This window comes from Streptomyces sp. NPDC089915 (assembly GCF_040684675.1).
Classification (GTDB): domain Bacteria; phylum Actinomycetota; class Actinomycetes; order Streptomycetales; family Streptomycetaceae; genus Streptomyces.
Genome location: NZ_JBFBGN010000100.1, coordinates 1 through 25,548, shown reverse-complemented (window position 1 = coordinate 25,548; position 25,548 = coordinate 1). Strand labels below are relative to the sequence as shown.

The 25,548-nt window shown below is 75.0% G+C and carries 33 protein-coding genes; 12 read left to right on the top strand and 21 right to left on the bottom strand.

Features of this window, described 5'->3' with window-relative positions:
• Positions 1-90: 90 nt before the first annotated feature.
• From AB0O29_RS25360 to AB0O29_RS25350, 3 genes are read right to left on the bottom strand one after another with little or no spacing between them, the layout of a single operon-like run.
• Entirely contained in the window at positions 91-549 is a 459-nt protein-coding gene (locus tag AB0O29_RS25360; RefSeq protein WP_365155243.1) for a DUF3887 domain-containing protein, read from the bottom strand.
• A gap of 57 nt (positions 550-606) precedes the next feature.
• Positions 607-1,650: a HEAT repeat domain-containing protein gene (locus tag AB0O29_RS25355; protein ID WP_365155241.1), complete on the bottom strand. Its 1,044-nt coding sequence runs from the start codon at positions 1,648-1,650 to the stop codon at positions 607-609.
• A gap of 31 nt (positions 1,651-1,681) precedes the next feature.
• Positions 1,682-2,332, bottom strand: a complete 651-nt coding sequence (locus AB0O29_RS25350) for a HEAT repeat domain-containing protein (protein ID WP_365155238.1) — start codon at positions 2,330-2,332, stop codon at positions 1,682-1,684.
• 78 nt (positions 2,333-2,410) lie between these two features.
• Here AB0O29_RS25350 and AB0O29_RS25345 point away from each other — a divergent pair, with 78 nt between their 5' ends.
• A complete protein-coding gene (locus tag AB0O29_RS25345; RefSeq protein WP_365155235.1) occupies positions 2,411-2,962 on the top strand; it encodes an SMI1/KNR4 family protein in 552 nt (183 codons plus the stop codon).
• Positions 2,963-3,037: 75 nt separating this feature from the next.
• Here the strand turns inward: AB0O29_RS25345 and AB0O29_RS25340 are convergent, their stop codons facing one another.
• On the bottom strand, positions 3,038-3,547 hold the full coding sequence (locus tag AB0O29_RS25340; protein ID WP_365155232.1) for a hypothetical protein: 510 nt from the start codon (positions 3,545-3,547) through the stop codon (positions 3,038-3,040).
• Between the two features lie 278 nt (positions 3,548-3,825).
• Between AB0O29_RS25340 and AB0O29_RS25335 the strand changes: the two genes are divergently transcribed.
• Positions 3,826-4,521 carry a hypothetical protein gene (locus tag AB0O29_RS25335; protein ID WP_365155229.1) on the top strand — a complete coding sequence of 232 codons (696 nt, stop codon included), beginning with the start codon at positions 3,826-3,828 and terminating at the stop codon, positions 4,519-4,521.
• Between the two features lie 29 nt (positions 4,522-4,550).
• Here the strand turns inward: AB0O29_RS25335 and AB0O29_RS25330 are convergent, their stop codons facing one another.
• Positions 4,551-5,798: an SUKH-4 family immunity protein gene (locus AB0O29_RS25330; protein WP_365155226.1), complete on the bottom strand. Its 1,248-nt coding sequence runs from the start codon at positions 5,796-5,798 to the stop codon at positions 4,551-4,553.
• A gap of 77 nt (positions 5,799-5,875) precedes the next feature.
• The gene (locus AB0O29_RS25325) at positions 5,876-6,859 is read right to left on the bottom strand and encodes an aldo/keto reductase (protein WP_365155224.1); all 984 of its coding nucleotides are present in this window, start codon (positions 6,857-6,859) and stop codon (positions 5,876-5,878) included.
• A 106-nt stretch (positions 6,860-6,965) separates the two neighbouring features.
• On the opposite strand from AB0O29_RS25325, the gene AB0O29_RS25320 reads away from it, so the two are divergent.
• The 3 genes from AB0O29_RS25320 (at position 6,966) to AB0O29_RS25310 (ending at position 9,671) form a co-directional block, all read left to right on the top strand.
• Positions 6,966-7,544 carry a TetR family transcriptional regulator gene (locus AB0O29_RS25320; protein WP_365155221.1) on the top strand — a complete coding sequence of 193 codons (579 nt, stop codon included), beginning with the start codon at positions 6,966-6,968 and terminating at the stop codon, positions 7,542-7,544.
• A gap of 57 nt (positions 7,545-7,601) precedes the next feature.
• Positions 7,602-8,078 carry a GNAT family N-acetyltransferase gene (locus AB0O29_RS25315; RefSeq protein WP_365155218.1) on the top strand — a complete coding sequence of 159 codons (477 nt, stop codon included), beginning with the start codon at positions 7,602-7,604 and terminating at the stop codon, positions 8,076-8,078.
• Positions 8,079-8,213: 135 nt separating this feature from the next.
• The gene (locus AB0O29_RS25310) at positions 8,214-9,671 is read left to right on the top strand and encodes an MFS transporter (RefSeq protein WP_365155215.1); all 1,458 of its coding nucleotides are present in this window, start codon (positions 8,214-8,216) and stop codon (positions 9,669-9,671) included.
• Positions 9,672-9,696: 25 nt separating this feature from the next.
• On the opposite strand, the gene AB0O29_RS25305 is transcribed toward AB0O29_RS25310, so the two are convergent.
• From AB0O29_RS25305 to AB0O29_RS25285, 5 genes are all read right to left on the bottom strand, one after another.
• Positions 9,697-10,206 carry a hypothetical protein gene (locus AB0O29_RS25305; RefSeq protein WP_365155212.1) on the bottom strand — a complete coding sequence of 170 codons (510 nt, stop codon included), beginning with the start codon at positions 10,204-10,206 and terminating at the stop codon, positions 9,697-9,699.
• Between the two features lie 15 nt (positions 10,207-10,221).
• A complete protein-coding gene (locus tag AB0O29_RS25300) occupies positions 10,222-11,298 on the bottom strand; it encodes a MerR family transcriptional regulator (RefSeq protein WP_365155209.1) in 1,077 nt (358 codons plus the stop codon).
• Between the two features lie 33 nt (positions 11,299-11,331).
• Positions 11,332-12,246, bottom strand: coding sequence for an NmrA family NAD(P)-binding protein (locus tag AB0O29_RS25295; protein ID WP_365155206.1), 915 nt, complete (start codon positions 12,244-12,246; stop codon positions 11,332-11,334).
• The gene (locus AB0O29_RS25290) at positions 12,243-12,683 is read right to left on the bottom strand and encodes a hypothetical protein (protein ID WP_365155203.1); all 441 of its coding nucleotides are present in this window, start codon (positions 12,681-12,683) and stop codon (positions 12,243-12,245) included. Before AB0O29_RS25290 ends, AB0O29_RS25295 begins: the two co-directional genes overlap by 4 nt.
• Positions 12,684-12,811: 128 nt before the next feature.
• A complete protein-coding gene (locus AB0O29_RS25285) occupies positions 12,812-13,330 on the bottom strand; it encodes a MarR family transcriptional regulator (protein WP_365155246.1) in 519 nt (172 codons plus the stop codon).
• Between the two features lie 168 nt (positions 13,331-13,498).
• Here AB0O29_RS25285 and AB0O29_RS25280 point away from each other — a divergent pair, with 168 nt between their 5' ends.
• Complete coding sequence (locus tag AB0O29_RS25280) at positions 13,499-14,044, top strand: GNAT family protein (RefSeq protein WP_365155200.1); 546 nt, start codon at positions 13,499-13,501, stop codon at positions 14,042-14,044.
• A gap of 56 nt (positions 14,045-14,100) precedes the next feature.
• On the opposite strand, the gene AB0O29_RS25275 is transcribed toward AB0O29_RS25280, so the two are convergent.
• Positions 14,101-14,844 carry a methyltransferase domain-containing protein gene (locus AB0O29_RS25275; protein WP_365155197.1) on the bottom strand — a complete coding sequence of 248 codons (744 nt, stop codon included), beginning with the start codon at positions 14,842-14,844 and terminating at the stop codon, positions 14,101-14,103.
• Positions 14,845-15,052: 208 nt separating this feature from the next.
• Here AB0O29_RS25275 and AB0O29_RS25270 point away from each other — a divergent pair, with 208 nt between their 5' ends.
• Positions 15,053-15,265, top strand: a complete 213-nt coding sequence (locus AB0O29_RS25270) for a hypothetical protein (RefSeq protein ID WP_365155194.1) — start codon at positions 15,053-15,055, stop codon at positions 15,263-15,265.
• 18 nt (positions 15,266-15,283) lie between these two features.
• On the opposite strand, the gene AB0O29_RS25265 is transcribed toward AB0O29_RS25270, so the two are convergent.
• Complete coding sequence (locus tag AB0O29_RS25265; RefSeq protein WP_365155192.1) at positions 15,284-15,928, bottom strand: DUF4232 domain-containing protein; 645 nt, start codon at positions 15,926-15,928, stop codon at positions 15,284-15,286.
• A 311-nt stretch (positions 15,929-16,239) separates the two neighbouring features.
• On the opposite strand from AB0O29_RS25265, the gene AB0O29_RS25260 reads away from it, so the two are divergent.
• From AB0O29_RS25260 to AB0O29_RS25240, 5 genes are all read left to right on the top strand, one after another.
• Positions 16,240-16,785: a DoxX family protein gene (locus tag AB0O29_RS25260; protein WP_365155189.1), complete on the top strand. Its 546-nt coding sequence runs from the start codon at positions 16,240-16,242 to the stop codon at positions 16,783-16,785.
• A gap of 172 nt (positions 16,786-16,957) precedes the next feature.
• Positions 16,958-17,326, top strand: coding sequence for a hypothetical protein (locus AB0O29_RS25255; protein WP_365155186.1), 369 nt, complete (start codon positions 16,958-16,960; stop codon positions 17,324-17,326).
• Positions 17,327-17,473: 147 nt separating this feature from the next.
• Complete coding sequence (locus AB0O29_RS25250) at positions 17,474-18,136, top strand: lysophospholipid acyltransferase family protein (protein ID WP_365155183.1); 663 nt, start codon at positions 17,474-17,476, stop codon at positions 18,134-18,136.
• A 152-nt stretch (positions 18,137-18,288) separates the two neighbouring features.
• On the top strand, positions 18,289-18,663 hold the full coding sequence (locus AB0O29_RS25245; RefSeq protein WP_365155180.1) for a hypothetical protein: 375 nt from the start codon (positions 18,289-18,291) through the stop codon (positions 18,661-18,663).
• A gap of 197 nt (positions 18,664-18,860) precedes the next feature.
• The gene (locus tag AB0O29_RS25240) at positions 18,861-19,208 is read left to right on the top strand and encodes a metalloregulator ArsR/SmtB family transcription factor (protein WP_365155178.1); all 348 of its coding nucleotides are present in this window, start codon (positions 18,861-18,863) and stop codon (positions 19,206-19,208) included.
• Positions 19,209-19,297: 89 nt separating this feature from the next.
• On the opposite strand, the gene AB0O29_RS25235 is transcribed toward AB0O29_RS25240, so the two are convergent.
• From AB0O29_RS25235 to AB0O29_RS25200, 8 genes are all read right to left on the bottom strand, one after another.
• Complete coding sequence (locus AB0O29_RS25235) at positions 19,298-19,807, bottom strand: RidA family protein (RefSeq protein WP_365155175.1); 510 nt, start codon at positions 19,805-19,807, stop codon at positions 19,298-19,300.
• 122 nt (positions 19,808-19,929) lie between these two features.
• Complete coding sequence (locus AB0O29_RS25230) at positions 19,930-21,030, bottom strand: zeta toxin family protein (RefSeq protein ID WP_365155172.1); 1,101 nt, start codon at positions 21,028-21,030, stop codon at positions 19,930-19,932.
• Positions 21,031-21,077: 47 nt separating this feature from the next.
• Complete coding sequence (locus AB0O29_RS25225) at positions 21,078-21,323, bottom strand: hypothetical protein (RefSeq protein ID WP_365155170.1); 246 nt, start codon at positions 21,321-21,323, stop codon at positions 21,078-21,080.
• 76 nt (positions 21,324-21,399) lie between these two features.
• Positions 21,400-22,221: a peptidoglycan recognition family protein gene (locus tag AB0O29_RS25220; RefSeq protein ID WP_365155168.1), complete on the bottom strand. Its 822-nt coding sequence runs from the start codon at positions 22,219-22,221 to the stop codon at positions 21,400-21,402.
• Positions 22,222-22,514: 293 nt separating this feature from the next.
• Positions 22,515-22,727 carry a hypothetical protein gene (locus AB0O29_RS25215; RefSeq protein ID WP_365155165.1) on the bottom strand — a complete coding sequence of 71 codons (213 nt, stop codon included), beginning with the start codon at positions 22,725-22,727 and terminating at the stop codon, positions 22,515-22,517.
• Entirely contained in the window at positions 22,724-23,131 is a 408-nt protein-coding gene (locus tag AB0O29_RS25210; RefSeq protein ID WP_365155162.1) for a hypothetical protein, read from the bottom strand. The genes AB0O29_RS25215 and AB0O29_RS25210 overlap by 4 nt, the downstream gene beginning before the upstream one ends.
• Before the next feature lie 135 nt (positions 23,132-23,266).
• Complete coding sequence (locus tag AB0O29_RS25205; protein ID WP_365155159.1) at positions 23,267-24,724, bottom strand: HAMP domain-containing sensor histidine kinase; 1,458 nt, start codon at positions 24,722-24,724, stop codon at positions 23,267-23,269.
• Complete coding sequence (locus AB0O29_RS25200; RefSeq protein WP_365155156.1) at positions 24,721-25,428, bottom strand: response regulator transcription factor; 708 nt, start codon at positions 25,426-25,428, stop codon at positions 24,721-24,723. The genes AB0O29_RS25205 and AB0O29_RS25200 overlap by 4 nt, the downstream gene beginning before the upstream one ends.
• Between the last annotated feature and the right edge of the window lie 120 nt (positions 25,429-25,548).

The following is a 25,548-nucleotide window of genomic DNA, read 5'->3' as shown; positions in this document are numbered from 1 at the left end:
CGCTACGACAAACGAGCCCGCCACTACCAAGCCCTGGTCACCCTCGCCTGCCTGCGACTATGGCTCCCCACCTGACATTGCGGACAGGCCCTAGGCCACCGGCACCCCCACGCGCAGGAAGTAGAGCCCGATCAGCCGGCCCCCGTCGTCGAAGGTGACGCGGAACTCGCCGGGCCGGTCCGCCATGCGGAGCGGGACGTTCACCACCGTGCCCGACCCGGCCTCGGTCTGGCGGGGCTCCCCGTGGGACACGTAGCGGCCGAACGCGCCCTCGTACGCCTCCCAGGACTTCGCCAGTACCTCCGGGGACGCCCGGGAGCGCAGTTCCGGGGCGAAACGGGCCGAGACGGCGGCGAAGTCGCCGCGTACCACCTCGGCCAGGGTGTCGAGCGCCGGCTGCCCGTACGAGGGCTGGGCCGCCGCCACCGCGGGGGACGCGTCCCGGGGCACCGCCGGGGAGGCGGCCGCGGCGCCGAGCAGCGCCGTCGCGGCGAGCGCGGCGACGGCCGTGCCGCGGACGACGCCGCTCCTGCGGGGGACCAGGGTCATGGGCCGCTCCTTCCCTCCGCGCGGGGAGCGCCGCAGGCCCTGCCCCGCCCCTTCAGGCTAGGACCGCCGCGAACCGCCCGCACCCGGGCTCCCGGAGGCGGGCGCCCCGCGCAGTCCCAGCAGGTACGCCGCCGTACGGGCGACGGTGCCGTCCTCGTCCCGCGCCAGCTCCGCCAGGGCACGCGACGCCGTGGCGCCGGGGAGGTCGGCGAGCGCCTGCACCAGCCGCAGCCGGGCGGGCGGGCCCGCCGTGCCCGGGGCGAGGCGGTCGCGGATCCCGGCGGCGATCCGCTCGGCCAGCGCGGGATCCCCGGCCAGCGCGCTCAACGCGTCGGCCGCGTCGACGTCGTTCGTCCCCTCGACCACCATGTCCGTCAGCGCCGGCACCGCCCGCGCCACCGCCCGCGCCCCCAGCGCCAGGGCGGCGGCCGCCCGCACCCCGGCGTCGCCGTCCCCGAGCACCTCCTCCAGCAGTACGGTCGCCCCGGGCAGCGGGATCTCCGCGAGGGCCCGCACCGCGCTCCGCCGCACCTCGGCCGAAGGCGAGCGCAGGCCCCGCGCGAGCGGACCGATCGCGGCGTCGCCGGCCCGGGCCAGCGCCCACCGCAGGGCACCGGCGACGCTCGGGTCGCCCTCGCCCAACGCGGCCTCGGCCAGGGCCTCCACGGGAACCGCACCCCCCTCCGCCGTCGACAGCGCGGCCCGCTGGCGCTCCCCGGCGCTCGGCGACCGGAGCGCCTGCAGGAGCGCGACGACGCGCAGGACCTCCTCCCAGCCCTCCGGCTCGGCGGCCCCGATCCGCTCCAGCCGGGTGAGGAGCCGGGTCTCGGCGGCGATCCGCTCGCGCACCCCGCGCACCAGGTCGTCGATGAGCCCGGCGGGCGTGAACCCGGGATCGTCCAGTGCCCGCGCCACGTCCCGCAGCCCGAGCCCGAGCGAGCGCAGGCTCTCGATGTGGAAGATCCGCCGGATGTCCTCCTCCGAGTACTCCCGGTAGCCCGACCCCGTCCGTCCGGGCGGCCGCAGCAGGCCGAGCGACTCGTAGTGCCGGAGCATCCGGGCGCTGACCCCCGACCGCCGTGCCACATCACCGATCAACACTGCCCGTGCGCTCCCCGCGGTCGTCGCCGTCCTACCCGCCGACCATGATCCGCTTCGCCTCGTGCAGGGCGAACTCGAACCCCGCGTCCGGATCGAGCACCAGCCGTTCGGTGGCGAGGGCGTGCTCACGGGCCCCGGGGGTCGCCCCCGTCGCCGCGGCACGCAGGACCGGCGCCGCCGCCCCGCCCAGCGCGACGAACGCCCGGCTGAGGCTCAGCCGGGTCTCCAGACCGCCGCGCCCGAGCTGTGTGGCCAGGACCCCGGCCAGCCCCTCCCGGCCGTCCTCCGGCACCAGCAGGACCGCCGCCCGCCAGGCACTGCGCGCCACCGCGTCGTCGGCGTCGGTCAGCAGCCCCCGGGTGATCGCCGGCCAGGCCCCCGGGTCCCCGATCTTGGACAGCGTGTGCAGGGCCTGGCTGCGGGCCTGGGCCCGCTCCGAACCCAGCGCGTCCACCAGCCTGGGAACCGTCACCGCGGCCGGGTACCGGGCCAGCGCCCAGGTCAGCATGTCCCTTACGAAGAACTCGGGTTCGACCGCGCACCGTTCGACCAGCGCGTCGACGGAGCCCGGATCCGCGGCCGTCCCCACCTCCAGCGCCGCCCGCAGCCGCACCTGGGCGCTGTCGTCCTCCAGCCCCCGCAGGGCCCGCACCGGGCCCGTCTCCCCGTCACGTGTGATCATCGGGACCACCTCCTCGGCCCACAGCGAAGCCCTTGCCACCGTGTCAAGGTCAAGCCGCGCCGCTGTTACGGTCACCGGATGGGGAACTGGGACGGGGACGGGATCCGGGCGCGGATCGGGGAGATGGCGGCGCGGGACCCGGGGCTGGAGCGCTTCGGGGCGGACACGCACCGGTACGTGCTGGGGCCCCGGCTGCCGGAGGCGGAGATCCGGGACTTCGAGGAGTGCCACGGGACCGGTCTGCCGGCGGACTACCGCTCCTTCGTCGCGGAGGTGGGCGACGGCCCGGCCGGACCGCTGCACGGTCTGATGCCCCTGACCGCCCCCCGGCCCGAGGCCGGCGACGACTGGGCGGTGGACGGCGAGTGGGAGCAGGACCGGCTGCCGGGCCGGCTCGCCGCGCCCTTCCCCCTCACCGGGCCCCGGCCCGGCCGGCTCGCGGGCCGGCCCGAGGCCCTCACCCCGGGCAGCCTGCTGCTGGCCGAACGGGGCTGCGGCGTCTTCGCCCGGCTGGTCCTGAACGGCCCGTACGCCGGCGAGGTCTGGGAGATCGATCCGGACTGGGGCGGCTTCGTACCGGTGAGCCCGGGGTTCCGCGCCTGGTACACGGACTGGCTGGCCGGCCCGTAGGACCCCGCCGCCGCCCCGCCCCGCCCCGCCCGGTCCGGTCCGCCCCGCCCGGTCCGGACCCAGGGCTCAGGAGCCTCAGCAGCCTCCGCAGTTGTAGTAGAGGACGTCCCAGTGGTTGCCCTCGTCGGCGTAGACGTTGCCCGAGCCCGACTGCCACATGGGGGCGCCGTCGCCGCGCACGCCGATGTAGGAGAACGTGCCCTTGACGTAGTTCGTCAGGCAGGTGGCCTTCGCGTAGTCGAGCTTGTAGCCGTTCCAGTGCGAGTACGTGCCGCTCGCGTGCCCGGTCTCGGTGCCGCCCGTGATGGTCAGGGCGCAGCCGGTGGCGCTCTTGAGGGTCTGGGCGCCCTGGGCCGTGGCGAGGTTGAGCTGTTCGAAGGACGTGCAGCTCGCGTTGTCACGGTCCGAGCAGTTGCCCGAGGAGGACCACCCGATCCCGGCCTGGCGGAACATCGAGGTCGCCGTCGCGTGGGTGATCTTGGTCGCCGCGTGGGCCGGGGTCGTGCCGGTCAGTGCTCCGAAGCCCGGCGCGAACAGCGCGCCGAGGACGAGGAAGAGGGCGGTGAGGACGGATCGGGTCTTCACGACGGAAGCCTCCTGCTGGGTGACCTTGTGGGGTGGGCCGTGCCCGTGCGGGTGGAGCACCGTGATGGTGCCCGACCCGCCCGCCGGTCCGCCAGAGGGCCTGTCCGCGCGGGACCCGGTCCGTGCCGGCGGCTCCCCGCCGGTGAATCCTTTCCCCGGTACGACTGATCCACCCGCACGGGTGGACCGGCCGCCGCACCGCGCCCCCGGCGCCCCGGGACCCCTCTATAAACGGGATGTCCGCCACCCCGACGCCTCGACTGATGGGTCCTCACACCATGCTGAACGCCGCTCTGCGGGTGCTCGCCGCCACCTTCCTGATGTCCGCCACCCTGACCCCGGCCGCCGTCGCGGCGGCCCCGGCCGCGGCCGACGACTCCAGCGCGCCCTGCGGCCCGGTCGTCGAGTACCGGGCCTGGGACTGGTGGCGCACCACCACGAACCCGCGGATCGCCCCCACGGTCGCGTCCACCGCGTCCGGCGAGCACTGGCAGTGGCGCAACGACGTCAACACCCTGTGGCGCGGGGACACCAGGGAGAGCGTCGAGGAGATCTTCCGGACGGGCTTCACCCCGCGCGGCGACCAGCTCATCCCCCTCGCCGAGTACATCGTCAAGGGGGGCGGCCAGCTCAGCGCGCACCTCAGCACCAGCTGCGACCAGTCGGTGGCCAAGCGGTTCGCGACGTACGGGGAGGAGAAGACCGGCTGGGTGTACGAGATCTACGCGCCCGGCGGCATCGACGTGAACGCCACGGCCCGCGTGAACGACTACCAGTCGCCGTACCTGTGGAACAAGGAGATCGACTTCCCCGGCGGGGTGCAGGGCAACTTCATCAAGGGCGCCTGCAAGTACCGCCTGACGGGGACGGACCCGGTGACCAACGACAAGACCTGGCAGCAGCTCGGCTGCAAGGACAACGCCGGCTTCGCCCCCTACAAGAGCGACCGGGACGCCCGCGTCCTCACGCACTGACCCCGCGCTCCGGCCCCGCGCACCGGCCCTCAGAAGCCCCAGGGGCTGAGTTCGGTGACGGCGGCGAACAGGTGCCCCCACACGTCCGCCGCGGGGGCGTCCTCGTCCACCGTGAGCGGTTCGAGGGCGGCGACCTCGCGGAGGAAGTCCCGCTCGCCGTCCTCACCGGGGTGCCCGTTCCAGCAGGCGCCCATGAAGCGGTACTGGGCCTCCAGCACCCGGACGAACGTCTCGGTGTCGCGGGCGAACGGGAACGGCCCCTCGCCGCCCCGGACCAGCGACACCGCGCCCGTCTCCGGGTGGACCAGCACCCGGCCGGTGTCGGCGTAGGCCAGGTCCAGGGTGCCCAGGTGGAGCAGCCCGTGCTCGTCGGGCTCCAGCGCGGCGCCCTTCCCGCCGGCCCACGCCAGGGTGAAGGTGGCGACCCCGGCGGCGAACCAGGTCGGCAGCCCCGCGGCCACGGCCAGCTCCCGCGTGGGGGCGTGCCGGAGCGCGGCGGGCAGCTGACCGGGGGTCAGCACCACCATGCCGTCCGCGTCGAACGCCTCCTCCAGGCGGGCGGTGTCGAGCGGGACCTCGGCGGGCGCCGGCCCCGCGAACCACGGGGCCGCCTCGCCCCAGGAGAGGGCCTCGGCCTCGCCGGCCGGGTCCGCCGCCGCGCCGTTGTGCTCCAGGACCACGACCCCGCGCGGATCGGAGAAGAGCACGCGGCCGCCGCCCAGGGGCACGGGCTCCTCCCAGGCGTCGGGCAGGTGGAGGCCGTGCTCCCCGCCGTCGGGGTCGAAGAGGACGGGCCCCTCGACGGGGGCGTCGTACGGCCGCTCCGTGAACTCGCCCTCGGCGGGCGCGGGTACGCGCTCCCCGGTGGCCGGATCGCGCCAGTGCTCCGGGGTCCACTGCGACCACACCCGCAGCAGGATGCGGCCGTCCGGCGCCTCGTGGACCTGGACGTCGGCGTCCCCGCTCAGGTTCGGCTTGGCCCGGTAGGCGCCGACCGGCCGCCACCAGGCCCAGACCGTCCGCCACGGCATGTCCGGCTCGGCCGCGGCGACCAGGCCGGCGTAGGAGTCGTGGCCCAGCGCCGTGGCCCCGAAGTGCAGCCATGAGGCGAACTCCGCCCGGGACACCTCCCTTCCGCCGAGGATGGCGACGGCCTGCGCCCAGGCCTCGCGGCCCGCTCCGCCGCCCGTCGCGGGCAGGTCCCGGACGGCCTCGGGGCCGGCGGCGAGCAGGGCGGCGGGGGAGGAGAACAGGGTGTCGAGAGCGTCGCGCGTCATGCCCGTCATGCTGCCACCCGCCACTGACAGCGCCGTTCGCGGGGGACGGGCCGGGGGCGGGGCGGCCGGACGGTTCGTCAGCCGTTGAGGTTGCGCATGTACTCCGGGGCGTAGCGCTCGCCGGAGGCCACGCCGCGCGGGGCCACCGCCTCGATGGCGGCGAGGTCCTCGTCGGTGATCGTCACCTCGGTGGCGGCGATGTTCTCCTCGAGGTAGCGGCGCCGCTTGGTGCCCGGGATCGGCACCGCGCCCGTGCGCAGCACCCAGGCGAGGGCCAGCTGGGAGGGGGTGACCGACTTGGCCTCCGCGAGGCGCCGGACGGCGTCGACGACGGCGAGGTTGCGGGAGAAGTTCTCGCCCTGGAACCGGGGGTCGGTCCGGCGGAAGTCGTCGGCGGCGAAGTCGTCCGGGCTGGTGATGGCGCCGGACAGGAAGCCGCGGCCCAGCGGGGAGTACGCGACCAGGCCGATGCCGAGCTCGTCGAGGACGGCCCGTACGCCGTTGTCCTCCAGGCCCCGTTCGAAGAGCGAGTACTCGGTCTGCACGGCCGTCAGGGGGTGGACGGCGTGGGCGCGCCGGATGGTGGCCGCGGCGGCCTCGCTGATGCCGAGGTGGCGGACCTTGCCGGCGGTGACCAGTTCGGCCATGGCGCCGATGCTCTCCTCGACCGGCACGTCGGGGTCGACGCGGTGCAGGTAGTAGAGGTCGATGTGGTCGGTGCCCAGGTGGCGCAGCGAGCGTTCGGCGGCGCGGTGGATGTACTCGCGGCGGCCGTTGTGCCCGTGGGCGGTGCCGGCGTCGTCGATCTCGATGCCGGTCTTGGTGGCGATGACCACCCGGTCGCGGCGGCCGGCGACGGCCTTGCCGACGAGCTGCTCGTTGATGAAGGGGCCGTACCCCTCGGCGGTGTCGAGCAGGGTGACGCCCAGCTCCAGGGCGCGGTCGAGGGTGGCCAGGGATTCGGCCTCGTCGGTGGCTCCGTAGAAGGCGCTCATGCCCATGCAGCCGAGGCCTTCGGCGCCGACCCGCAGACCCTGGGAGCCGAGTGCGCGCAGTTCCATGGTGTTCTCCTGGGGGGAAAAGAAATAACTAACTGGTTACCTACATCCTGCGGGTGCGCGGTCCGGCTTGTCAATAACCGGATAGTTACTTGCTAGCCTCGGGGGCATGGCACGTGATTCCAGCGCAACGAAGGCCCGCATCCTCGCCGCGGCCTTCGACGAGTTCGCCGCGTACGGTATCGCCGGCGCCCGGGTCGACCGCATCGCCGACACGGCCGGGGCGAACAAGCGGATGATCTACGTCTACTTCGGCAACAAGGAGCAGCTCTTCGACCAGGTGATCCTCCAGGCCGTGGAGCGGGGCGCGGAATCCGTCCCCTTCGACGCCGGGAACCTGCCCCGCTACGCCGGCGCGATCTTCGACCACCTGACGGCCGACCCCCGGCTCATGCGCCTGGTGATGTGGAAGCGCCTGGAGCGGCCGGAGGCCACCGCACTGGAAGCGGAGTCGTACGCCCGCAAGACCGCCGCGCTGGCCACCGCCCAGCGCGAGGGCCACGTCGACCCCGCGCACGACCCGGCCGACCTCCTCACCCTGGTCCTCGGCCTGGCCCAGGCCTGGTACACCACGGCCGGCGGCGACCCGGCCGCCGAGGACCACCGCACCGCCCACCGCGCGGCGGTGGTCGACGCGGTGGCCCGGCTGACCGGGGTCCAGGGCGCCCCGCAGGACCCCGCGGCCTGACGGCCGCTCCAGGCCGCTCCAGTCCGCACCCTGCCTATCCCGCACCCGGAGGTGCCGATGGACGTCACGCTGCGCGAGGTACGCGACACCGACCTCGCGGTGTTCTACGGGCAGACGACGGATCCCGAGGGGATCCGGATGGCGGCGTTCACCGCCGAGGACCCCGCGGACCGCGCCCGGTTCGACGCCCACTGGGCGCGGCTGCGCCACGACCCCGAGGTGGTCACCCTCGCCGTCGTGGGCGCGGACGGGGAGGTCCTCGGCAGCATCGGGGTCTTCGGCCCGCCCGGGGAGCGCGAGGTCACCTACTGGATCGGCCGCGAGCACTGGGGCCGAGGGGTGGCGACCGCCGCGCTGCGCGCCCTGCTCGCAGCCGTCCCGGACCGTCCGCTGCACGCCCGGGCGGCCGCGGACAACGCCGGCTCCCTGCGGGTCCTGGCCACGTGCGGGTTCACGGTCACCGGCCACGACCGGGGCTACGCGAACGCGCGCGGCGCCGAGATCGACGAGGTGCTGCTCACCCTCACCGGATGAGCCCCCGGGCACCCCGCCGCCACCGTGCGGCCGCGCCGCTCAATGACGTGCCGCCGGCGCCCCGCGTGGCAGCATGGGGCCCGCGCGAGCCCCCGGGCCCGCCGGACGGGCGGGGCGGCGCGCTCCGCACGGCCCATGCCCTTCCCGACCGACCCCGGGGTGCCCATGCCGGAAGCCACCGGTCCGCCCCGCTCGGACGGACGCCGGAGGCGGTACGCGCTCACGGCGATGGGCTGCGCCGGGGGCATGATCATGCTCGACCAGACCGTCGTCGCGGTCGCTCTCGGCCCGATGGCACGCGGGCTGGGCCTGACGACGTGGGTGCTGCACCGCGTGGTGCTCGTCTACGTCCTCGCGCTGTCCGCGTTCGCGCCGGTCGGCGGGGCGGTGGCCCGCCGCTTCGGGCTCCTCGCCACCTTCCGGGCCGGCATCGTGCTCTTCGCCCTCGCGTCCGGTGCCTGCGGGCTCACCCCGCCGGGCGAGGAGGCCGCGCCGTTCCTCCTCCTCATGCGGGCCGTGCAGGGCGCGGGGGCCGGACTGATGATCCCCGTCGCCACGACCGTGATCACGAACCTGTACGCGGAGCACGAGCGCGGCCGGGCCCTGGCGCTCTACGCCGGTCTGGCCCAGGTCTTCTTCGCCCTCGGCCCCGTGGCCGGGGCGGTGCTGACCCAGTACCTCGGATGGCGTTCCGTCTTCCCCGCCAACGTGCCCGTCGCCGCCGCGGCCCTGTGGCTGGCCGCCGGCGCGCGGGTCGAGGACGGGCCGCGGGGCCGGCCCGTCGGCCTGCTCCAGGCCCTCGTGGTCATCCCGTCCGTGGCCGCGCTCGTCCTCGCGCTCTACCAGTGCGGGATCTGGGGCTTCGGCGACCCGAGGACCCCCGCCGCCCTGACGGCCGCCCTGCTGGCACCGGCCCTGGCGGTGCGGCTCGTCCTGCGCTCCCCGGAGCCCCTGGTGGACCTGCGGCTGCTGCGGATCCGCCCGTACGCCGTGGCGACCGCGCTCACCTTCCTGGTGCAGGGCCCGCAGCTGATCGTGCTGGTGCACGGGACGCTGTTCCTGCGCCAGGCCATGCACCTGCCGCCGCTGTCCACCGGCCTCTGCCTGCTGCCCCTGGTCGGCGCCCTGACGACGGGCACCCTCCTCTCCGGGTACCTGCTGGACCGCTACCGCTCGGTCCGGATCCCCGTACTGCTCGGGCTGGCGGCCGCCGTGCTCGGCGCGGCGCTCTGGACGCTGGCCCTGCCGTCGCGGGAGTACGCCGGGCAGGTCCCCGGGATGCTCCTCGCCGGGATCGGGATGGGGATGCCCGTACCGGCGCTGAGCGCCGAACTGATGCGCGCGGTACCGCGCGAGGCGCGGGCCGACGCCTCCGTGCTGCGCCAGACGCTCCGCCAGCTCGGCGGCGCGGTCGGGCTGGCGGTGGCGGGCGCGCTGGTCCTGGCCGCGAACGACGACACCGCCGACGCGGCGGGCATCGTCACCGCCACGGCCACACCGGTGGCCTTCGTCACGGCGTGCGCCTTCCTGTGCGCCGCCCTGCTCCTCGCCTCCACCGCCCTCCCGGGGGCCCGGCCCCGGCGGGCGGGGTGAGGGCGCTCCGCCGTCTCGGGGGGCGTCATGAGGCCGGGCCCGGTGCCGGGGCGCGGGGTGCGCGGTCCCGCCGGGCGATGGCGTCGGCGACCTCCTCGACCGCGCCGCGGACCAGGTCGCCGTAGGGGTCCCGGGCGAGGGCGGGGGAGTGCGCCCTGGCCGCCTCGATGTGCCGGGCGGCGGCCGCGAAGGAGCCGAGGCGGCGGTGGACGTCGGCGAGGTTGAGGTGGAGGGACGGGTAGAAGCCGGCGACGCTCAGGGCCGCGTGGTGCTCCCGGACGCGTGCCCCGGTGAGGGCGTCGGCCGCGTCCAGCGCCCGGACGTCCCAGACCAGGGCCTCGGCGGGGTCCTCGTGGAGGTCCGCCAGGTGGTGGGCGAGGGCGCAGCGGTGCAGCGGGTCGCCGGTGACGCCGGTCCGCTCCCACAGGTCCAGCAGTGCACGGCGGGCGGCGGCGGGGTCGCCGCCGCGGCCTTCGGTCACGGCCAGGCCGATGGCTTCCATCACCGGATCGGTGCGCGGGGGTGTGGTGGTCACGGTGGTTTCCCCTTCTCAGTCGGACGCGACGGGCATGGCCAGGGTGGTGAGGTCCCCGCGGTCGGCGGAGCGGATCGTGACCGGCTGGTCGGGGCCCCGCAGATCGAGCATCAGGTCGGGGCCGATCGCGGTGCTCACGGCGGGGTGGAGCGTGGTCAGTTCGAACCCGATCCGCAGGGCCTCGCCCGTGGTGGCGGCCGGGATCGTGGTACCGGGGATCGTCGTGGCGGGGTGTGTCCCGTCCAGGGGGTGTACGCGGACCGCCCGGTCGGCGACGTGCAGGGCGACGCGTTCGCCGGGCTGCTCCTCCAGGGCGCGCAGCAGCGGCCCCTTCGCGACCGTCGCACGGGTGGTGACCGCGCCCAGGGAGGCGAGCATCAGCCGGTGGTCGGGGAACTCCCCGGACAGCAGCCGGCAGTGGCGGTCCTCCCGTCCGGCGACGGCGAGCCGGATCCCGTGCGGCAGGGCCTCCACGCGGACCAGCGCGCCGCGCCGGACCGCGCAGGCCGCCGCCCGCAGGTCGTCGCCGTCGACCGTGCCGGCCCAGGTCCGCTCGGGCGGCCGGGCCGACACCAGGGTGCGGACGGAGAGCCGGTACCGGTCGGTCGCGGTCAGGGTGACCGCCTCCGGACCCGCCTCGACGCGGACGCCCGCGAGCACCGGCATCCCCGGCTCGTGCGCCGTCGCGGTCAGGACCTGTTCGACGGCGTCGGCCAGTACGGGACCCTTCAGCGTCGCGATCGTCACGCCGGGCGCGCCCGCCAGCGCCGACTTGATGGCGGCGGCCTCGCGCAGGGTCGCCGCCGCGTCCGCGACGACCCGCGCCACGTGCTCGTCGAGCAGCCGCGCCGCCTCCTCGGCGCCGGCGTCCAGGACCGCCTCGGCGGCGGCGAGCGGCATGGCGATCTCGCGGAGCCGCCGCAGCGTGGCCGCCCGCTCCAGCTGGTCGGCTCCGTAGTAGCGGTAGCCCGAGACGGGGTCGACCTCGGCGGGCGGGAGCAGCCCGGAGTCCGCGTAGAAACGCAGGGCGCTGGAGGTCAGGCCGCAGCGGCGGGCGAAGACCCCGATGGGCATCAGTTCGGAATTCGGCACCGCGCCATCATTGGCCTTCGACCAACCTGAAGGTCAACACGGGATCACCACCGGGCCGGGTCCGCCCGGCGGCAGGGGGTGGCGGAAGCGGTCCAGGTTCTCGCGGAGGAAGGCCTCCAGGGTGCGCGGGGCGCGGCCGGTGAGACGGCGGAAGGCGTCGTCGTCCGGGGTCTCCTCGCGGAGCACCGCGAGCCGCTGGATCTCCACCACGTGGGCGGCCAGCCACTCCGGCATCCCGCCCCGGCCGGTCAGGTGGGCGTGGAAGGCGGCCGGGGACAGGTCCAGGTAGCGGACCGGACGGCCGAGCAACTCGCCCAGCAGTGCGGTGAGTTCCTGGTGGCTGTAGGCCCGTGGGCCGGTGAGGGGGAGGGCGCCGCCGAGGGGGTTCGGGTGGGTGAGGACGGCGGCCGCGGCGTCCCCGACGTCCCGTACGTCCACGTAGTTGCACCGCGCCCGGCCCATCGCACCGTGCACGACCTGGGCGGCGGCGATGCCGGGTGCCAGGAGCAGCAGCTTCTGCATGAAGGCGTACGGGCGCAGGACGGTGGCGGGGATGCCGCAGGACCGCAGCCGCTCCTCGACCAGGTGGTGGCCGCGCGAGACGGCGACGGGGGAGTCGGGCTCCGCGGCGGGCGCCGAGACCTTCACGATGTGCTCGATCCCGAGGTCGAGGGCCGCCTCGATCGCGTTGAGCTCGTGGCGGACCTGGTGGGGGCCGTTGGCCATGGTGAGGAAGAGCCGCCGCGCGCCCCGGAAGGCGTCCCGCAGGGACCGGGGGTCGGCGGCGTCGGCCGGGTGGACCGAGGTGCGGGCGAGGGTGCGCGCGTCGAGCGAGGAGGCCAGCCGGGCGGGATCGCGGCTCAGGGCGCGGGTGGGCGCGCCGAGGGCGGCGAGGCTGCGGAGGGTGGCACCGCCGGTGGCGCCGGCGGCGCCCATGACGACGATCATGATGTCTGCCTTTCGGTTCGGGGGGTGGTGTCGGGGGCCGTGCGGCCGCCCCGGCGGCGCCAGGTGGTGACGGTGGCCGCGATCGCCGAGGAGACGGCCAGGTCGACCGGCAGCCGGCCCGGCCACGGGCCGCCCAGGGGCAGCCAGCGGGCGGCGGCGAGGCCGACGGCCAGCCCGGCCGCCGCCCCGGCCAGGCCCAGGGCGGCGGCCGCGAGCACACGCGGGGTCCGGGCGGGCCGGACGGGATCGGGGCGGCGGCGCAGCGCGGCTCCGAGGAGCGCGGCGACGAGGGCGGAGGTGCCGCCGATGGTGGTGAACGCGGCGGCCGTCAAGTCCTGTTGCCCCGTGACGGCGCCCGCGGCGCCGGCGGTCAGGGCGGGCATGGCGTAGGCGGCCAGCACGTCGAGGCGGTGTCGTGTGTCGTGGGTCGGTCTCATGGGCCACCTCACTGTGAATGAATACTTAGGAACCTAACTACAAGTCCAAAAAAAGGGGCGGGCCGGAAATCGGACCCCCGAAAACGCCCCACCCGCCCACCCGCGCACCCGCGCACCCGCATCGGAATTCAGTCCTCGGTGAGCGCGTCGACGCCCGCGACCACCCGGGCCAGCAGATCGAGGAAGGTGGTGCGCTCCTCGGCGGTGAGCCCGCCGACCAGTGCCTGCATCCGGGCGAAGTGCTCGGGCGCCAGGTCGCGCAGCTTGCCGGCGCCGCGGGCGGTGAGGACCACCACGTTGCCGCGCCCGTCCTCGGTGGACGGCCGCCGCGCGACCAGCCCCTCCCGCGCCAGGCCGTCGACCAGCCCGGTCACGGTCGCCCGGGAGACGCCGAGGCTCGCGGCGAGCTGCGAAGGCGACTTCTCGCCGCCGTGGTCCTCCAGATCGGCCAGCAGCCGGTACCGCCCGGTGGACAGCCCGAACCGCCCGAAGTGCACCTCCCCCGCCTGCCCCACGCGCGCCCCGGCCGCCATCAGCCGCGCCGCGACGAGCACCGCCTGCGGATCGGCGTCGAGGCCGTAACGGTCGATCTGACGGCGCGCCTGGTCGAGGGTGGGGGAGATGGGGCCGGTCTCGGGATTCTGGATCACGAGACCTAATATGGCGCCTAACCAGTTCCCGGTCAAGCCCCTCCTCCGGGTCGCGGTGCCGCGCTCCCGCCGACGACCCTCCCGCCACCGGGCACGGGCCCGGCGGGCCGGGTCCCCGCCGATAATCGATTGCCGCCGACCGGCCCCGCCGGATAGGAAATCCACATGCTGAGAGGCGACAAGGTCGGGCTCAGGGCCCGTCATGACGACGACATCCCGATCCTGCGGACCGAGCTCTTCGACGACGTGGTCAACGCCTCGCGGTCCGAGGCCGGGCCGTGGCGGCCGATCACCCCCGGGGCGAAGGACCCGAGGCTCGTGGTGGAGGACGGCAAGGAGCAGCGGAGCGTCTCCTTCTCGGTGGTGGAGCTGGAGGGCGGCACGCTCATCGGTTCCGCCAACCTGTGGGGAATGGACACGCACAACCGCTTCGCGCACATCGGGCTGGGCCTGGTGCCCGCAGCGCGCGGCAAGGGCTACGGCACCGACGTGGTCGCGGTGCTGTGCCACTACGGGTTCACCGTGCTCGGCTTCCAGCGGCTGCAGATCGAGACGCTGGCGGACAACCACGCGATGCTGCGCGCCGCCGAGCGCAACGGATTCGTCCGCGAGGGGGTGCTGCGCTCCTCCGCCTGGGTCATGGGCGAGTTCCTGGACGAGGTACTGCTCGGGCTCCTCGCCCGGGAGTGGAGGACGCCCCCGACGGCGTAGGCCCTGTCCGGCGGATCGTGAGGCGGTGGCGGTACCCGCACCGATCCGCCGGTCGGCTACGCGTCCGCGGGTGCCGCCTCAAGGACGAAGAAGAGGAAGCAGGGCGCGGTCGAAAGGGCCTGGAAGGCATCGGGGAACCGCTCGCGGGCGGCCGGGTCGGGCTGCGGCTCGCTCACGGCGGTGAGGCGGAAGCCGGCGGTGGTGAAGGCGTCGGTCATCGCGTGCAGGGGCTTGCGCCAGAACCTCATGGGGGCGCGCCGCCCGTTGAACGTCCACTCGAAGGCGTATTCCGTGGTGGCGAAGTAGTCGGGCCGCGGATCCCGGATCGTGTAGGCCACGAAGGGGTGGTCCACCGATGCCAGCAGCCGGCCGCCGGGCCTGATCACCCGCCGCAGCTCGGCCAGCGCGTGCCCCCAGTCCTCCAGGTAGTGCAGCACCAGCGACGCGACCACGTCGTCGAACGCGCCGTCGTCGAACGGCAGCGGGTCGTTCAGGTCGGCCACGTGCAGGGCCGCGCCGTCGCCCAGCCGTCGTCTCGCCAGTGCCAGCATCCCGGCGCTGGAGTCGATGCCGGTGACGACCGCGCCGCGCTCGCGCAGCGCGGCGGACAGGGGGCCCGATCCGCAGCCGGCGTCCAGGATCCGACGGCCCGCCACGTCCCCGGCCAGGGCCAGCATCGCGGGCCGCTCGTAGTACGCGTTCACCGGGCTGTTCTCGTTCTCCGCCGAGTACGCCTCGGCGAAGGCGTCGTAGTCGTTCGTCCGGACCGGATCCGGTGAGCCGGTCGAGTGATTCGTCACCGCAGCCTCATCCTTCCGCCTCTGCTCCCGCCGGCCATCGGCCGGGGCCTCCACGTACCCGTGCACGCGCCGCGCCCCGTTCCGTCGCCCGACGGTGCCGTCATGGCCGGCCGTCCCTGCCCCGCCGTTTCACCCCCGCGAGGCCGGGTAGCCGCGCGGTCACGGATCACGACGTCCGGTGAGGGCGTCCGGTGAGGAGGCGACGAGCATGGCCGGCATAGGCGGTTGCATCACCCTGATCGTGGTGGGGGCGATCCTCACCTTCGCGAGCGACTGGCACATGAGCGGCGTCAACCTCGACGCGGTGGGCGTGATCATGATGGTCGCGGGGCTGCTGGGGCTCGGTGTCTACAGCAGCGTCCTGCGCCGCCGCCGCACCGCCGCCCTGCCGGTGGTCGACGAGACCCGCGACCGGACCTGAGGCCCGAGGGGCGCCGGGTCACTTCACCGGGACGGCGTCCTTCGGCGAGGTGTGCCAGTTGGTGACGACCGGGTGGTTGACCGTGATGGTGCCGACCTTCAGGGACTCCGGGTCGGGGTCGGAGTCGCCGACGGCGACGATGATGCTCTCCAGCTCCTTGCCGCCGTTCTCCTTGGTGGTCTTCGGGTTCACCCCGGCGTAGGCGGCGGTGTTCCCGCTCAGCTGGATCTGCTTGGCCGCGGACTGCTCCGCCGGGCCGGCCTCGGTGCCGTCGGAGCCGAACGCCACGGTCGGCAGCGCGGCGGGGAGGTAGCAGGTGATCCCGGACTTGGCCTTCGCCGTGATCAGGATGTACCCGCCCGCCTGGCTCTCGGTCTTGGCGCTCCAGTCGATGTCCTTGGCGCCGCAGGCCCGGCCGCCCGGCTTGCCCCCGGTGCCGGTGCCGCTGCCGGCCGTGGCCCCCGACGGCTTGCCCGTCGTACCGGAGCCCTTCCCGTCGGCCGGCTTGCCGCCCGTCGGAGCGGAGGCGGCCGGGGCGGCGGAGGCGCCGCCCTGCGCGCCGGTGTCCGTGGCCCCGTCGGAGTCCTGGCACGCCGTCAACAGCATGGCGCCGCCCATGAGGACTGCGGAGACGAGGAAGGCCTTGCGACGGTTGCCGGACATGAACGGAGCCCCTTGCGGTTCGGTGGTCGGTGACGAAGTGGTGGTGGGGGCGGAGCGGTCGGCTCCTCGCTGCCCACATGATCACTATGGGGGAGCCGTGGGCCGAAGGCCCGTGACGTCTTCGTTCCAGGACGACCCTGTCACCAATCGGTGACATGGCCACGTAATTCCGGCCCCCCGCCTCCCGCCGCCGTCCGGATCCGCCACCGGGGCTCGCCCGTTCGGCGGACGAATCCCGGGGCGCGGGGGCGGCGCCGCCCGGACGGGATACGGATGTCCCCGGTATCCGCCCGCACCCCCAGGGAGACCCGATGAGCTGCATCAACCGACGTGACCTCGCACTGCTGGCCCTGCGCGCCGGAACCGGGGCCGTGCTCATGGCGCACGGCACGCAGAAGCTGTTCGGCTGGTTCGGGGGCGGCGGCCTGGACAAGACCGCGGCGGCGATGGAGCACATGGGCTTCACCCCCGGCCGGCAGAGCGCCCTGGCCGCGGGGCTCGGCGAGACCGGCGGCGGGGCGCTGCTGGTCCTGGGCCTCGCCACCCCGGCCGCGGGCGCGGCGGCGGCCGGGGCCATGGCGGGCGCGGTGTCCGTGCACGCCCCGGCCGGGTTCTTCGCCCAGGCCGGCGGCTTCGAGTACCCGGCGTTCCTCGGGTTCACCGCGGCCGCCATCGGCCTCGCCGGGGCGGGCCGCTACTCCCTCGACCACGCCACCGGCCACACCTTCGACCAGCGGTGGATGCTGGCACTGGCCTTCACGGCGAGCGCCGTCTCGGCGGCCGCCGTCGTCACCAAGCGGGCCCGGGGGCAGCGGGCCGGGGGAGGCGAACGGGGTGGCGAAGGGGAAGCCGCCTGAGGAGCAACCCGCCTGACGAGTAGCCAGCCGGCGAGGACCCGGCCCGGCGCGAAGCCCCGCCGTGGCCTGGCGTGATCCTCCAGGCCGGAAACCGGCTGTCGCGGTGCGCGGGCGGGCCGTAGGAATGGGCTGCCGCATCCCGTTGGCCGCATTCGCCTCCAAGGAGCCCGTCATGACCCGTTCGCGCACCACCGCCATGGCCCTCGCCGGCGCCGCCGCCGTGCTCGCCCTGGCCTCGGCCCCCGCCCAGGCGGCCCCCGGCGACGTGACGACCACCTGCGCGAGCACCGCCACCCCGGCGGGCTACGTCGACGTCAGCTGGGGCAACAGCCCGAGCTGCGGAACCCAGAACTTCTCGCCCAACATCAAGCAGATCAAGCAGCTCACCGGCCTGCCCATAGGCACCGTCGTCCAGGCCTGCGGCTCCACGTACTACCCGGCCGGCTGGGTCCGGACCGCCTCGTACTACTCCTCCTCCTGCGTGGCCTTCCCCAACTCCGGCTTCAACGACAACGCCTGGACCCTCAAGCGCGTCTCCTGACGCTCCGTCCGGCACCGTCTGGGTAGGGCGACCCGGCGGTCTGAGTAGGAGGACTCAGGCGGTGCGGGCACGGCACCGGTCACGCTGGGACGGCCAACGCGGTCGACGGAGTCGACGCGTCCGCCGTCACGAACGGGGAACAACGCCGTGCTCAGCCGCCTCGCCCACCTCCTGGTCCCGGTCTTCGGACGCTTCAGCGTCACCACCGCGCCCGGCGCGCACGTGCCGCCGGGCAGCGTCCTCGTCGCCAACCACACCTCCCTCGCCGACCCGGCCGTGGTCCTCGCCGCCCTGCGCCGCTGCGGTGTCGAGCCCGTCGTCATGGCGGCCGCCGGGCTCTGGCGGGCGCCGGTCCTGGGACGCCTGCTCGTCCGTGAGGGCCACATCCCCGTCCACCGGGGCGACCGGCGGGCCGCCGAGGCCCTCGACCACGCCGAGTCGGCCCTGGCGGCGGGCCGTTCGGTCCTCATGTACGCGGAGGGCGGCGTCCCCGCCCGCCGCGACGCCGCCGAGGCCGCGCCCCTGCCCTTCCGCAGCGGGCTCGCCCGGCTCGTCGCCCGCACCGGCGCGCCCGTCGTCCCCGTCGGCCAGGCCGGAGTGCGGCGCCTCACCTCCGGCGGCGCCGCCAAGCAGGTGGCGGGCGTCCTCACGGCCCCGCTGAGGAGGCCTGGGCTGCACGTCCACGTCGGACGCCCGCTGGAGCTGACCGGGGACACCGGGGCGCGCACCCTCCAGGCGCACGCCGCCGTCACCGAGGCCTGGCGCACGGCGGCGGCCCGGCTGCGGGAGCCGGCCGCGAACGCCTCGTGACGGGGGCGGTCCCCGGGGGCGGGTGCCGGGGACGGGATCACGCCAATTCTCCGGATCCCGCCGTTCGGCGCCGCCCGGTCGGTAGCGTCCCGGTACGACAAGCACCGAAGATCCGGGCCGCGCCCGGCACATGACACCGACGGAGGACAGCCATGGCGAATGTGGAAGTGTCACTGAAGGAAGCGATGACCTCGATCGAGGGCGCCCTGGGCGTCGCGCTGGTCGACTACGCCAGCGGGATGGCCCTGGGCACGCTCGGCGGCGGCAAGGACCTGGACCTGATGGTGGCCGCGGCCGGGAACACCGACGTCATCCGGGCCAAGCTGCGCACGATGGAGATGCTCGGCATCCAGGACGAGATCGAGGACCTGCTGATCACCCTGGGCAGCCAGTACCACCTGATCCGGATCCGGCGCGGCCGGGCCGGCGGCGGTCTGTTCCTCTACCTGGTCCTCGACCGGAACAAGTCGAACCTGGCGATGGCCCGCCACCAGCTCAGCCGGATCGAAGGCGATCTGGAGGTCTGACCGGGGCGTCCGTCGGGCCCACGCACGCCCATGAGTTGAAGAAGTCTTCAACTCGGAACATGTGAAACAGGTCAACATCGGTTCCGCGTGGGCCGGCAGGACGCGACGATGGGTGGGGCGGTGGTCCCCACCCGTGGTCCCCACCGGTGGTCCCACCCGAGCCGGAGCAGGTCCGAGGAAGAACAGGAGCGTTGGGAATGCAGGTCCCGCTGTACCAGGCCAAGGCCGAGTTCTTCCGGATGCTCGGCCACCCGGTCCGCATCCGCGTCCTGGAGCTCCTCCAGGACGGCCCGATGCCGGTACGGGACCTGTTGGCCGAGATCGACGTCGAGGCGTCCAACCTGTCGCAGCAGCTCGGCGTGCTGCGCCGGTCGGGGATCGTCGTCTCCACCCGCGAGGGCTCGACCGTCACCTACGCCCTCGCCGGCGGCGACGTCGCCGAACTCCTGCGCGCCGCGCGTCGGATCCTCACGGAGATGCTGGTCGGCCGCAACGCCCTGATCGCCGAGCTGAACGAGTCCGACCCCGCCCCGGCCCGCACGTAGCAGGAGTCCGGGGCGCGGGGCCGGTGCCGCCACGGGCCGAGGGGCCGCGCGGCGGTCGCCGCACGGCCCCTCGGCCGGGGGTGCTCCGGTCAGGAGCGGGGCTTCGCCAGCGCGACGGCCTCGATCTCCACCAGCTGATCGGGGAAGGCCAGGTCGGAGACGCCGAGGATGGTGTCCGTCGTGCGGTGGTTGCCGTTGTACTCCTTGTGGAGCCGCGCGGCGGTGTCGAAGTTCTTGCGCAGGTCCTTCGTGTAGATCTTCATGCTGATGATCTGGCTGCGCGGGATCTTGTAGTGCGCCAGGACCTTGTCGAGGTTGGCGAACGACTGGCGCACCTGCTTCTCGAAGTCGCCGACGCCCACGATGTTCCCGGCCGCGTCGTGCGACAGCTGGCCCGAGATGTAGATGGTGTCCCCGGCCTTGATGGCCTGCGAGTACCCGTAGGAGTCCTCCCACGGCACCCCGAACCCGAAGTGGTCCCAGCCCCGGCGTCCCTGGTCCTGCGCGGTGGCCCCCTGCGGTCCCGCGAAAGTGATCATCGCGGCCGCAAGCGCTGCCACGACGGCGGTGATGCCGAACCTGCGCCCTGACTTCGTCATTCCCTTTGTCCTTTCGTCCCCAGTGGAGCCTGTGGAGTCGAAGGTTCCACCGAAGGGACGAGAACGCCTCGAACGGGAGCGGATTCGGCATGGAGCGCCCGCCCGGGCGTGTCCCGGCCGCCTCACATACCGGCCTCCGGACCCCGCGAGGGCCCCGGCCCGGCGGCCGGCGGGGGCGTCGGGCCCACCCCGCCGGGGGAACGGACCAGCGGGGAACGGAGGTTCACGCCGGTCAGGAACTCCGCGCCCCGGCCCACCCGCACCGTGCCGTCGCCCTGCCGGAAGGCCGGGCCCGCCACGGCCGGACCCGCCGCCGGCGCCCCCGGCCGTGCCCCCGGCCCCGCTCCCGGGCCGAAATCGCCCCGGTCGGTGGTGATCAGCCCGGTGGCCAGGCCCTGCTCCGCCAGCTTCTCGGCGTTCTCCCGGCCGACGGAGTAGCCGCGCCCCGTCACGCTGTCCGCGTAGAGACCCCGGATGAACCCCTCCGGCGCCATCCGTCCGCCGTACGGGTCGCGTCCCTCGTCGAACGCGCGGCGGCCGGACGCCCAGCGGTCCGCGTTCTGCCGGAGGCACTGCTCCTCGGGCACCTCCACCGACAGCAGCACGCGCCGGTCGTAACCCTCCCGCCGAAGGTCCGCCAGCAGGTTCGAGGTCCACCCCAGGGCCCGCAGGGACTGGTCGTACAGCAGGTTGTAGCCCTCACCGCGGGCCCACCGCTCGATGACGTTCTGGATGTGGCCCGACTCCCGGTGCACCAGCGAGGCCTTCTCCGACGGGGACAGCGGCCGCCCGTCGGACAGCCGGTCACGGTCCCCCGGCAGCCGCGGCGTGCCGCCCTGTTCGAAGAGCGCGACCTTGAACTCGTCCGGATCGAGGACCACGTAGTCGTCGAGGTCCACCCCGTGCACCCGGCGCAGCTCCGCCCCGAGCGCGGAGTCCTGCTCCTGCCAGCCCGACAGGTCCCGCTGCGCCCTGCCCTTGCCCGACCCCGGCGCGCCGCCGGTGAACAGCACGGCGTGCCCGTCCCGCGGCTTTCCCGCGCACCGGCTCTTGAACCGGTCGATCAACGCGTCGTGCAGCAGCGCCCGGCCGGGCGTCCACAGACCCCCCGGCCGGTGCTGGTTCACGGTGTCGAACTCCCCGTCCACCGCGAGGTCCCCGCCGGGCCCCATGCGCTGCTGGAGCTCCCGGTAGAACGGCTCGTACTCCCCCGTCACGGGCACACCCGCATCCCTTCCCGCTCGACTTCCACCCTCATGCACCGGATGGCTCAGAACCCGCGCAGGCGCAGGCGTTCGCGGATCACCTCGACGTCGGCGGGCGTGAGCCGCCCGAGCGCGCGGGCCTCGTTCACCACGGCCAGGGTGTTGTCCTGGTGCGTCGGCGCCGTGTGGGCCGGATCGAACCACTCCTCCTCGAACTCCCAGGCGGCGATGGCCGCGAGGGCCTCGTCACGGGGGATCTCACCGGCCGCGTAGCGGTCGATGTAGTCGCGCAGCGATGGCCTGCCGGTCATGAAGGGGCCTCTCTTCTCGGTCGTCACCTCGAACGTTCGAGGTGATCATGCCAAAGCCCCGGGGCCGGCCGCGGCGTCAGCGGGCCCGGAGCGGGTCGAGGAGGCCCGCCGGGAGGTACTCCGAGAGGGACCCGGCCGCCGGATGGCCGGACCAGCCGCCGGGCAGGTGCACGGGCCAGCGCGGCAGCGCCACGGGCTGGGTGCTCCCCAGCCTGCGGGCCACGTCCTGGCGCAGCTGCGGCAGCATCGCGTAGAGCCGGTCGCCGGGGCAGGCGGTGCTGTTGAAGTCCCGGTGCCCGTAGATCTCGGAGGGGGAGACGCCGTACTGGCGGCAGACACGGGCGCACAGGTCGGCCAGGGCGGAGAACTGCGCGGCGGGAGGCGCCTCGTCGGTGTAGGTGCCCTCGTTCTCGATGCCGATGGCCACGCTGTTCTGGCCCACGCAGTGGGCGCCCCGTACGAGCCGCTCCCCGGACTCCAGCGCGGCCAGGCTGTGGTGGCGGCCCTCCAGGACGAAGGCGCCCCGGCTGACGGTGAAGTGCTGCCCGGTGTCGATCCAGCCCTGCGCGTCCATGTGGTACGTCTGGATCGCCCGGGCCAGCGCGTGGGCCCGCTCCCGCGAGTAGTCGGTCACGTTGGCCGAGGCCGTGTGGTGCACGATGATCCGCTCGGGGCGGGTGTCGAGGACCACGACCTCCTCGGACGCCTCGCGGGCACCCCAGCCGTCGCAGTCGGTGATCCGGGGCACCGTGGCCCCGTCGCGCCCCCCGGAGCGCCCGGAGCCGGTGGCGGCGCGGGCGATGCCGGAGGCGGCGGCGGGCAGGACGGTGGCGGCCCCGAGCGCGAGGGCGGCGGAGAACACGCCGCGACGGGAGAGCCTGGAGGGATGGGACGTCATGGAGCCGCCTGTTCCGGGTGGGGGTGGGGTGGGCAACCATCGAAGGGGAGCCCGCCGCACAAGGCACGCAGGCGCTCCGAGGGATACTCCGATGGATCTCTTCCGGAGCCAAACGAGCGTCCCGGCCGACAGGTTGCGCCGTCCGGGCGGTACCGGGCCGCCGCACCCCGGCCCACGGCCGCCCCCGAGTAGGTCGGCGGTCGTTCCCCGCGTACGCCGTCGGCCGTCGCCCGCGCACGCCGACGGCCCGCCCGGGTGGGCCGGGCGGGCCGTCGAGACACCTGCGGGGAGGGTCAGTTGTTCTGCGTGGCGTCCGCGTCCGCCTGCGCGGCGGCGCCGTCGGCGGCGTCCAGCTTCGCCTGCATGTCCGCGGCGGCGCCGCCGGCGCCGGCCGACTGCTCCGCCTTCGGGTGGCTCTCCTTGCCGCCGCCGCACCCGGTCAGCAGCAGGACCGCCCCGGCGGCCAGGGCCACGAGTGCGGCGGTGCCGCGGCGGCGGGAGCTCACTTGGACCCCTGCGCGGCGCACCAGGTGGAGACGGACTTCAGGTCCGCCTGCCGCTTCTGCAGGGTCGGCACCAGGCTCTTGCGGAAGGTCAGGCGGTCGTTGAGGTAGTTCTGGACCTCCGTGTGGCCGGCGTTCTTGGCCTCGGTGACGCGCTGCTCCAGCCGGGCGATCGAGCCCGCGACGGTGGCGTCGCCGTTCAGCCGGGTCAGGGCGGCGCCGATGCGGGCCTCGGTCTTCGGCAGGCGCTTGCAGATCCCCTTGGCGCCGTCGCTCTTCGGCGCGGACTTCGCCGACGCGGCGGGGCTCGGGGAGGTGGCGTCGGCCTGGGCCGGGCCGGCGGACAGCAGTGCACCGGCCAGGGCGACGGCGCCGATCGCGGCGGCGGTCCTACGGTTGGCGAGCATGGTGGTATCCCCTTCGGTGCGACGGGCCGACGCGTGGGCGCGCCTGCCGGACAGGACGCTAGGGACCCTTTTTGTGGATTCCTTGTGACCTCCGCGATTCCCCGTGACCTCCGGGCCGCCCGCCGCGCGGCCGCGTCAGCTTCCGTCGCGGGAGATCCAGTCGCGCCGCGCGGGCAGCAGCCGCAGCGTCGGCTCCCCGTCCGAGACCAGCGGCAGCCGCACCTCGAACCGCGCCCCCGGCCCGCCGGGGACCTCGCCCACGCCGACCGTGCCCCGGTGCAGCGCGGCCTGCTGGGCCACCAGCGTCAGCCCGAGGCCGGAACCGGGGCTGCCGGGCCGGTGCTGGAACCGCAGGAAGACGGACTCGCGCTCGGCGGGCGGCACGCCGGGCCCCTCGTCGTCCACCGTCAGCACGGCGAAGGCCCCCTCGGCGCGCAGCCGGACCCTGACCCGGGGCGGCTCGCCCGGCCCGTGCCCGTGCACCACGGCGTTGCGCAGCAGGTTGTCCAGCATGATCTTCAGACCGGCCTCCCAGCCGAAGACCCGCAGCTCCGCCGGGAGCTCCGCCTCCAGGACGAGCCCCTCCCCGGCGTGCCGCCGCGTCGCCTCCCCGGCGGCCGCGTCCACCAGCTCGCACAGGTCGAGCGGGGCGAAGGCGGAGACCTCCACCAGGTCGCCGAGCGCGAGCATCCGCAGCGCGCCGAGCAGTTCGAGCAGCCGGGCGTGGTCCTCGCGCAGGTCCCGGACCACCTCGGCCCGTTCGGCGGGGGCCAGATCGGGGTGGGCGGCGAGCACGTCCAGGTCCGTCCGCATGCTCATCAGCGGGGTGCGCAGCTCGTGCGAGGCGGCGGAGGAGAAGGACCGGGCCGTCTCCAGGGCCTGCGCGGTCCGCGCCGCCTGCTCGTCGTAGCGGGTCAGGAGCTGGCCGATGGCCGCGGAGAGCTCGTCCACCTCGGCGATCCCGGCCGGCGGTCCGGCGAAGGCCGCCGCCCCCGCCGCCGGATCGAGCCCGGCCGCCCGTCGGCTCAGCCGCCGTACGGAGGCGGTCGCGCGCGCCGCCAGCCCGTACGCCAGGAGCCCGGACACGGGCGCGGCCAGCAGCGCCACCAGCAGGACCCGCCGCCGTACCGCGGCGACCTGCGGGTCGGCCGCCGACGCGGGCGTGTACACCCACAGGTCGCCGGGCGCGGCCCCGGTGACCGGCACGCTGAGCACCCGCCAGGCGTGCCCCTTGGCGCGCACGGTGACCGGGCCGTCCGGGGTGCGGTCGGGCAGCCGCACCGCCGCTTCGGGCTGCGGGCCCCCTTCCAGCACCGTCGTCCCGTCCGCGCCGCGCACCCGGATCCCCGCGTCGAGGGCGTCGCCGAGCACCTTGCGGTGCTGGTTCTGCTCGGCCTTGGGCCTGCCGCTGCGGTCGGCGGCCAGCAGGGCCCGTACGTCGGGCAGCACGGCCGCGGCCCGGTCCTGGAGCCGCGCGTCCTGCTGCTGGCGCAGGTCGCGGCTGACCAGCCCGAGCACCAGCAGCCCGGCGGCCAGCACCAGCAGCGGCATGACCACGGTGACCGAGAGCGCGATCCGGGTGGCGAGCTTCACGGCCGGCCCCCCGCCCCGGGCACGCGCAGGACGAAGCCGACGCCGCGCACCGTGTGGATCAGCCGGGGGCGCCCGCCCTCCTCCAGTTTGCGGCGCAGGTAGCTGACGAAGGTGTCGACCGCGTCGGTGCGCACCTCGAAGTCGTAGCCCCACACCCGGTCCAGCAGCTGGTCCCGGGTCAGGACGATGCCGGCGTTGCGCACCAGGGCGGCCAGCAGCTCGAACTCCCGCCGGGTGAGGTGGACCTCGGTCCCCCCGTTGCGCACCTGGCGGGTGGCCTGGTCCATCTCCAGAGGGCCCGCCCTCAGTACGTCGCGCCCGCCGCGCGCCGGGCTGCGCCGCAGCAGTGCGTGCAGGCGCAGCACCAGCTCCTCCAGGGCGAAGGGTTTGACGAGGTAGTCGTCGGCGCCGGCCTGGAGGCCGGCGACCCGGTCGGCGAGCTCGTCCAGGGCCGACAGCATCAGGACGGGGGTCTCGTCCCCGCGGGCGCGCAGGCTCCGGCAGACCTCCGTACCGGTAAGGCCGGGCATGGACACGTCCAGGACGAGCACGTCGGGGGCCCGGGCGTCCGCCTGGGCGAGGGCCGAGGGGCCGTCCTCGGCGAGGACCACGGTGAACCCGCTCAGCCGCAGGCCGCGCTCCAGGGAGCGCCGGATGGCGGCGTCGTCGTCCGCCACGAGCACCACCGCCGTGTCCGTGTCCATGCTGCCTCCCGCGCCCGCCGCGTGCTCGAACCGGGCCCGACCCTCTCACAGCCGTGGGGGGGGGGGGGGGCCCGCGCCCCCCCCCCCCCCGGGGCCCCCCGGCCCCGGGGGGGGGGGCGC

Bases quoted from the DNA above. Each gene is read 5' to 3' on its own strand.
- AB0O29_RS25360 (WP_365155243.1), bottom strand. From the start codon at position 549: ATGACCCTGGTCCCCCGCAGGAGCGGCGTCGTCCGCGGCACGGCCGTC.
- AB0O29_RS25350 (WP_365155238.1), bottom strand. From the start codon at position 2,332: ATGATCACACGTGACGGGGAGACGGGCCCGGTGCGGGCCCTGCGGGGG.
- AB0O29_RS25345 (WP_365155235.1), top strand. From the start codon at position 2,411: ATGGGGAACTGGGACGGGGACGGGATCCGGGCGCGGATCGGGGAGATG.
- AB0O29_RS25335 (WP_365155229.1), top strand. From the start codon at position 3,826: ATGCTGAACGCCGCTCTGCGGGTGCTCGCCGCCACCTTCCTGATGTCC.
- AB0O29_RS25330 (WP_365155226.1), bottom strand. From the start codon at position 5,798: ATGACGCGCGACGCTCTCGACACCCTGTTCTCCTCCCCCGCCGCCCTG.
- AB0O29_RS25325 (WP_365155224.1), bottom strand. From the start codon at position 6,859: ATGGAACTGCGCGCACTCGGCTCCCAGGGTCTGCGGGTCGGCGCCGAA.
- AB0O29_RS25320 (WP_365155221.1), top strand. From the start codon at position 6,966: ATGGCACGTGATTCCAGCGCAACGAAGGCCCGCATCCTCGCCGCGGCC.
- AB0O29_RS25315 (WP_365155218.1), top strand. From the start codon at position 7,602: ATGGACGTCACGCTGCGCGAGGTACGCGACACCGACCTCGCGGTGTTC.
- AB0O29_RS25310 (WP_365155215.1), top strand. From the start codon at position 8,214: ATGCCCTTCCCGACCGACCCCGGGGTGCCCATGCCGGAAGCCACCGGT.
- AB0O29_RS25295 (WP_365155206.1), bottom strand. From the start codon at position 12,246: ATGATCGTCGTCATGGGCGCCGCCGGCGCCACCGGCGGTGCCACCCTC.
- AB0O29_RS25290 (WP_365155203.1), bottom strand. From the start codon at position 12,683: ATGAGACCGACCCACGACACACGACACCGCCTCGACGTGCTGGCCGCC.
- AB0O29_RS25280 (WP_365155200.1), top strand. From the start codon at position 13,499: ATGCTGAGAGGCGACAAGGTCGGGCTCAGGGCCCGTCATGACGACGAC.
- AB0O29_RS25270 (WP_365155194.1), top strand. From the start codon at position 15,053: ATGGCCGGCATAGGCGGTTGCATCACCCTGATCGTGGTGGGGGCGATC.
- AB0O29_RS25265 (WP_365155192.1), bottom strand. From the start codon at position 15,928: ATGTCCGGCAACCGTCGCAAGGCCTTCCTCGTCTCCGCAGTCCTCATG.
- AB0O29_RS25260 (WP_365155189.1), top strand. From the start codon at position 16,240: ATGAGCTGCATCAACCGACGTGACCTCGCACTGCTGGCCCTGCGCGCC.
- AB0O29_RS25255 (WP_365155186.1), top strand. From the start codon at position 16,958: ATGACCCGTTCGCGCACCACCGCCATGGCCCTCGCCGGCGCCGCCGCC.
- AB0O29_RS25245 (WP_365155180.1), top strand. From the start codon at position 18,289: ATGGCGAATGTGGAAGTGTCACTGAAGGAAGCGATGACCTCGATCGAG.
- AB0O29_RS25240 (WP_365155178.1), top strand. From the start codon at position 18,861: ATGCAGGTCCCGCTGTACCAGGCCAAGGCCGAGTTCTTCCGGATGCTC.
- AB0O29_RS25235 (WP_365155175.1), bottom strand. From the start codon at position 19,807: ATGACGAAGTCAGGGCGCAGGTTCGGCATCACCGCCGTCGTGGCAGCG.
- AB0O29_RS25225 (WP_365155170.1), bottom strand. From the start codon at position 21,323: ATGACCGGCAGGCCATCGCTGCGCGACTACATCGACCGCTACGCGGCC.
- AB0O29_RS25220 (WP_365155168.1), bottom strand. From the start codon at position 22,221: ATGACGTCCCATCCCTCCAGGCTCTCCCGTCGCGGCGTGTTCTCCGCC.
- AB0O29_RS25210 (WP_365155162.1), bottom strand. From the start codon at position 23,131: ATGCTCGCCAACCGTAGGACCGCCGCCGCGATCGGCGCCGTCGCCCTG.
- AB0O29_RS25200 (WP_365155156.1), bottom strand. From the start codon at position 25,428: ATGGACACGGACACGGCGGTGGTGCTCGTGGCGGACGACGACGCCGCC.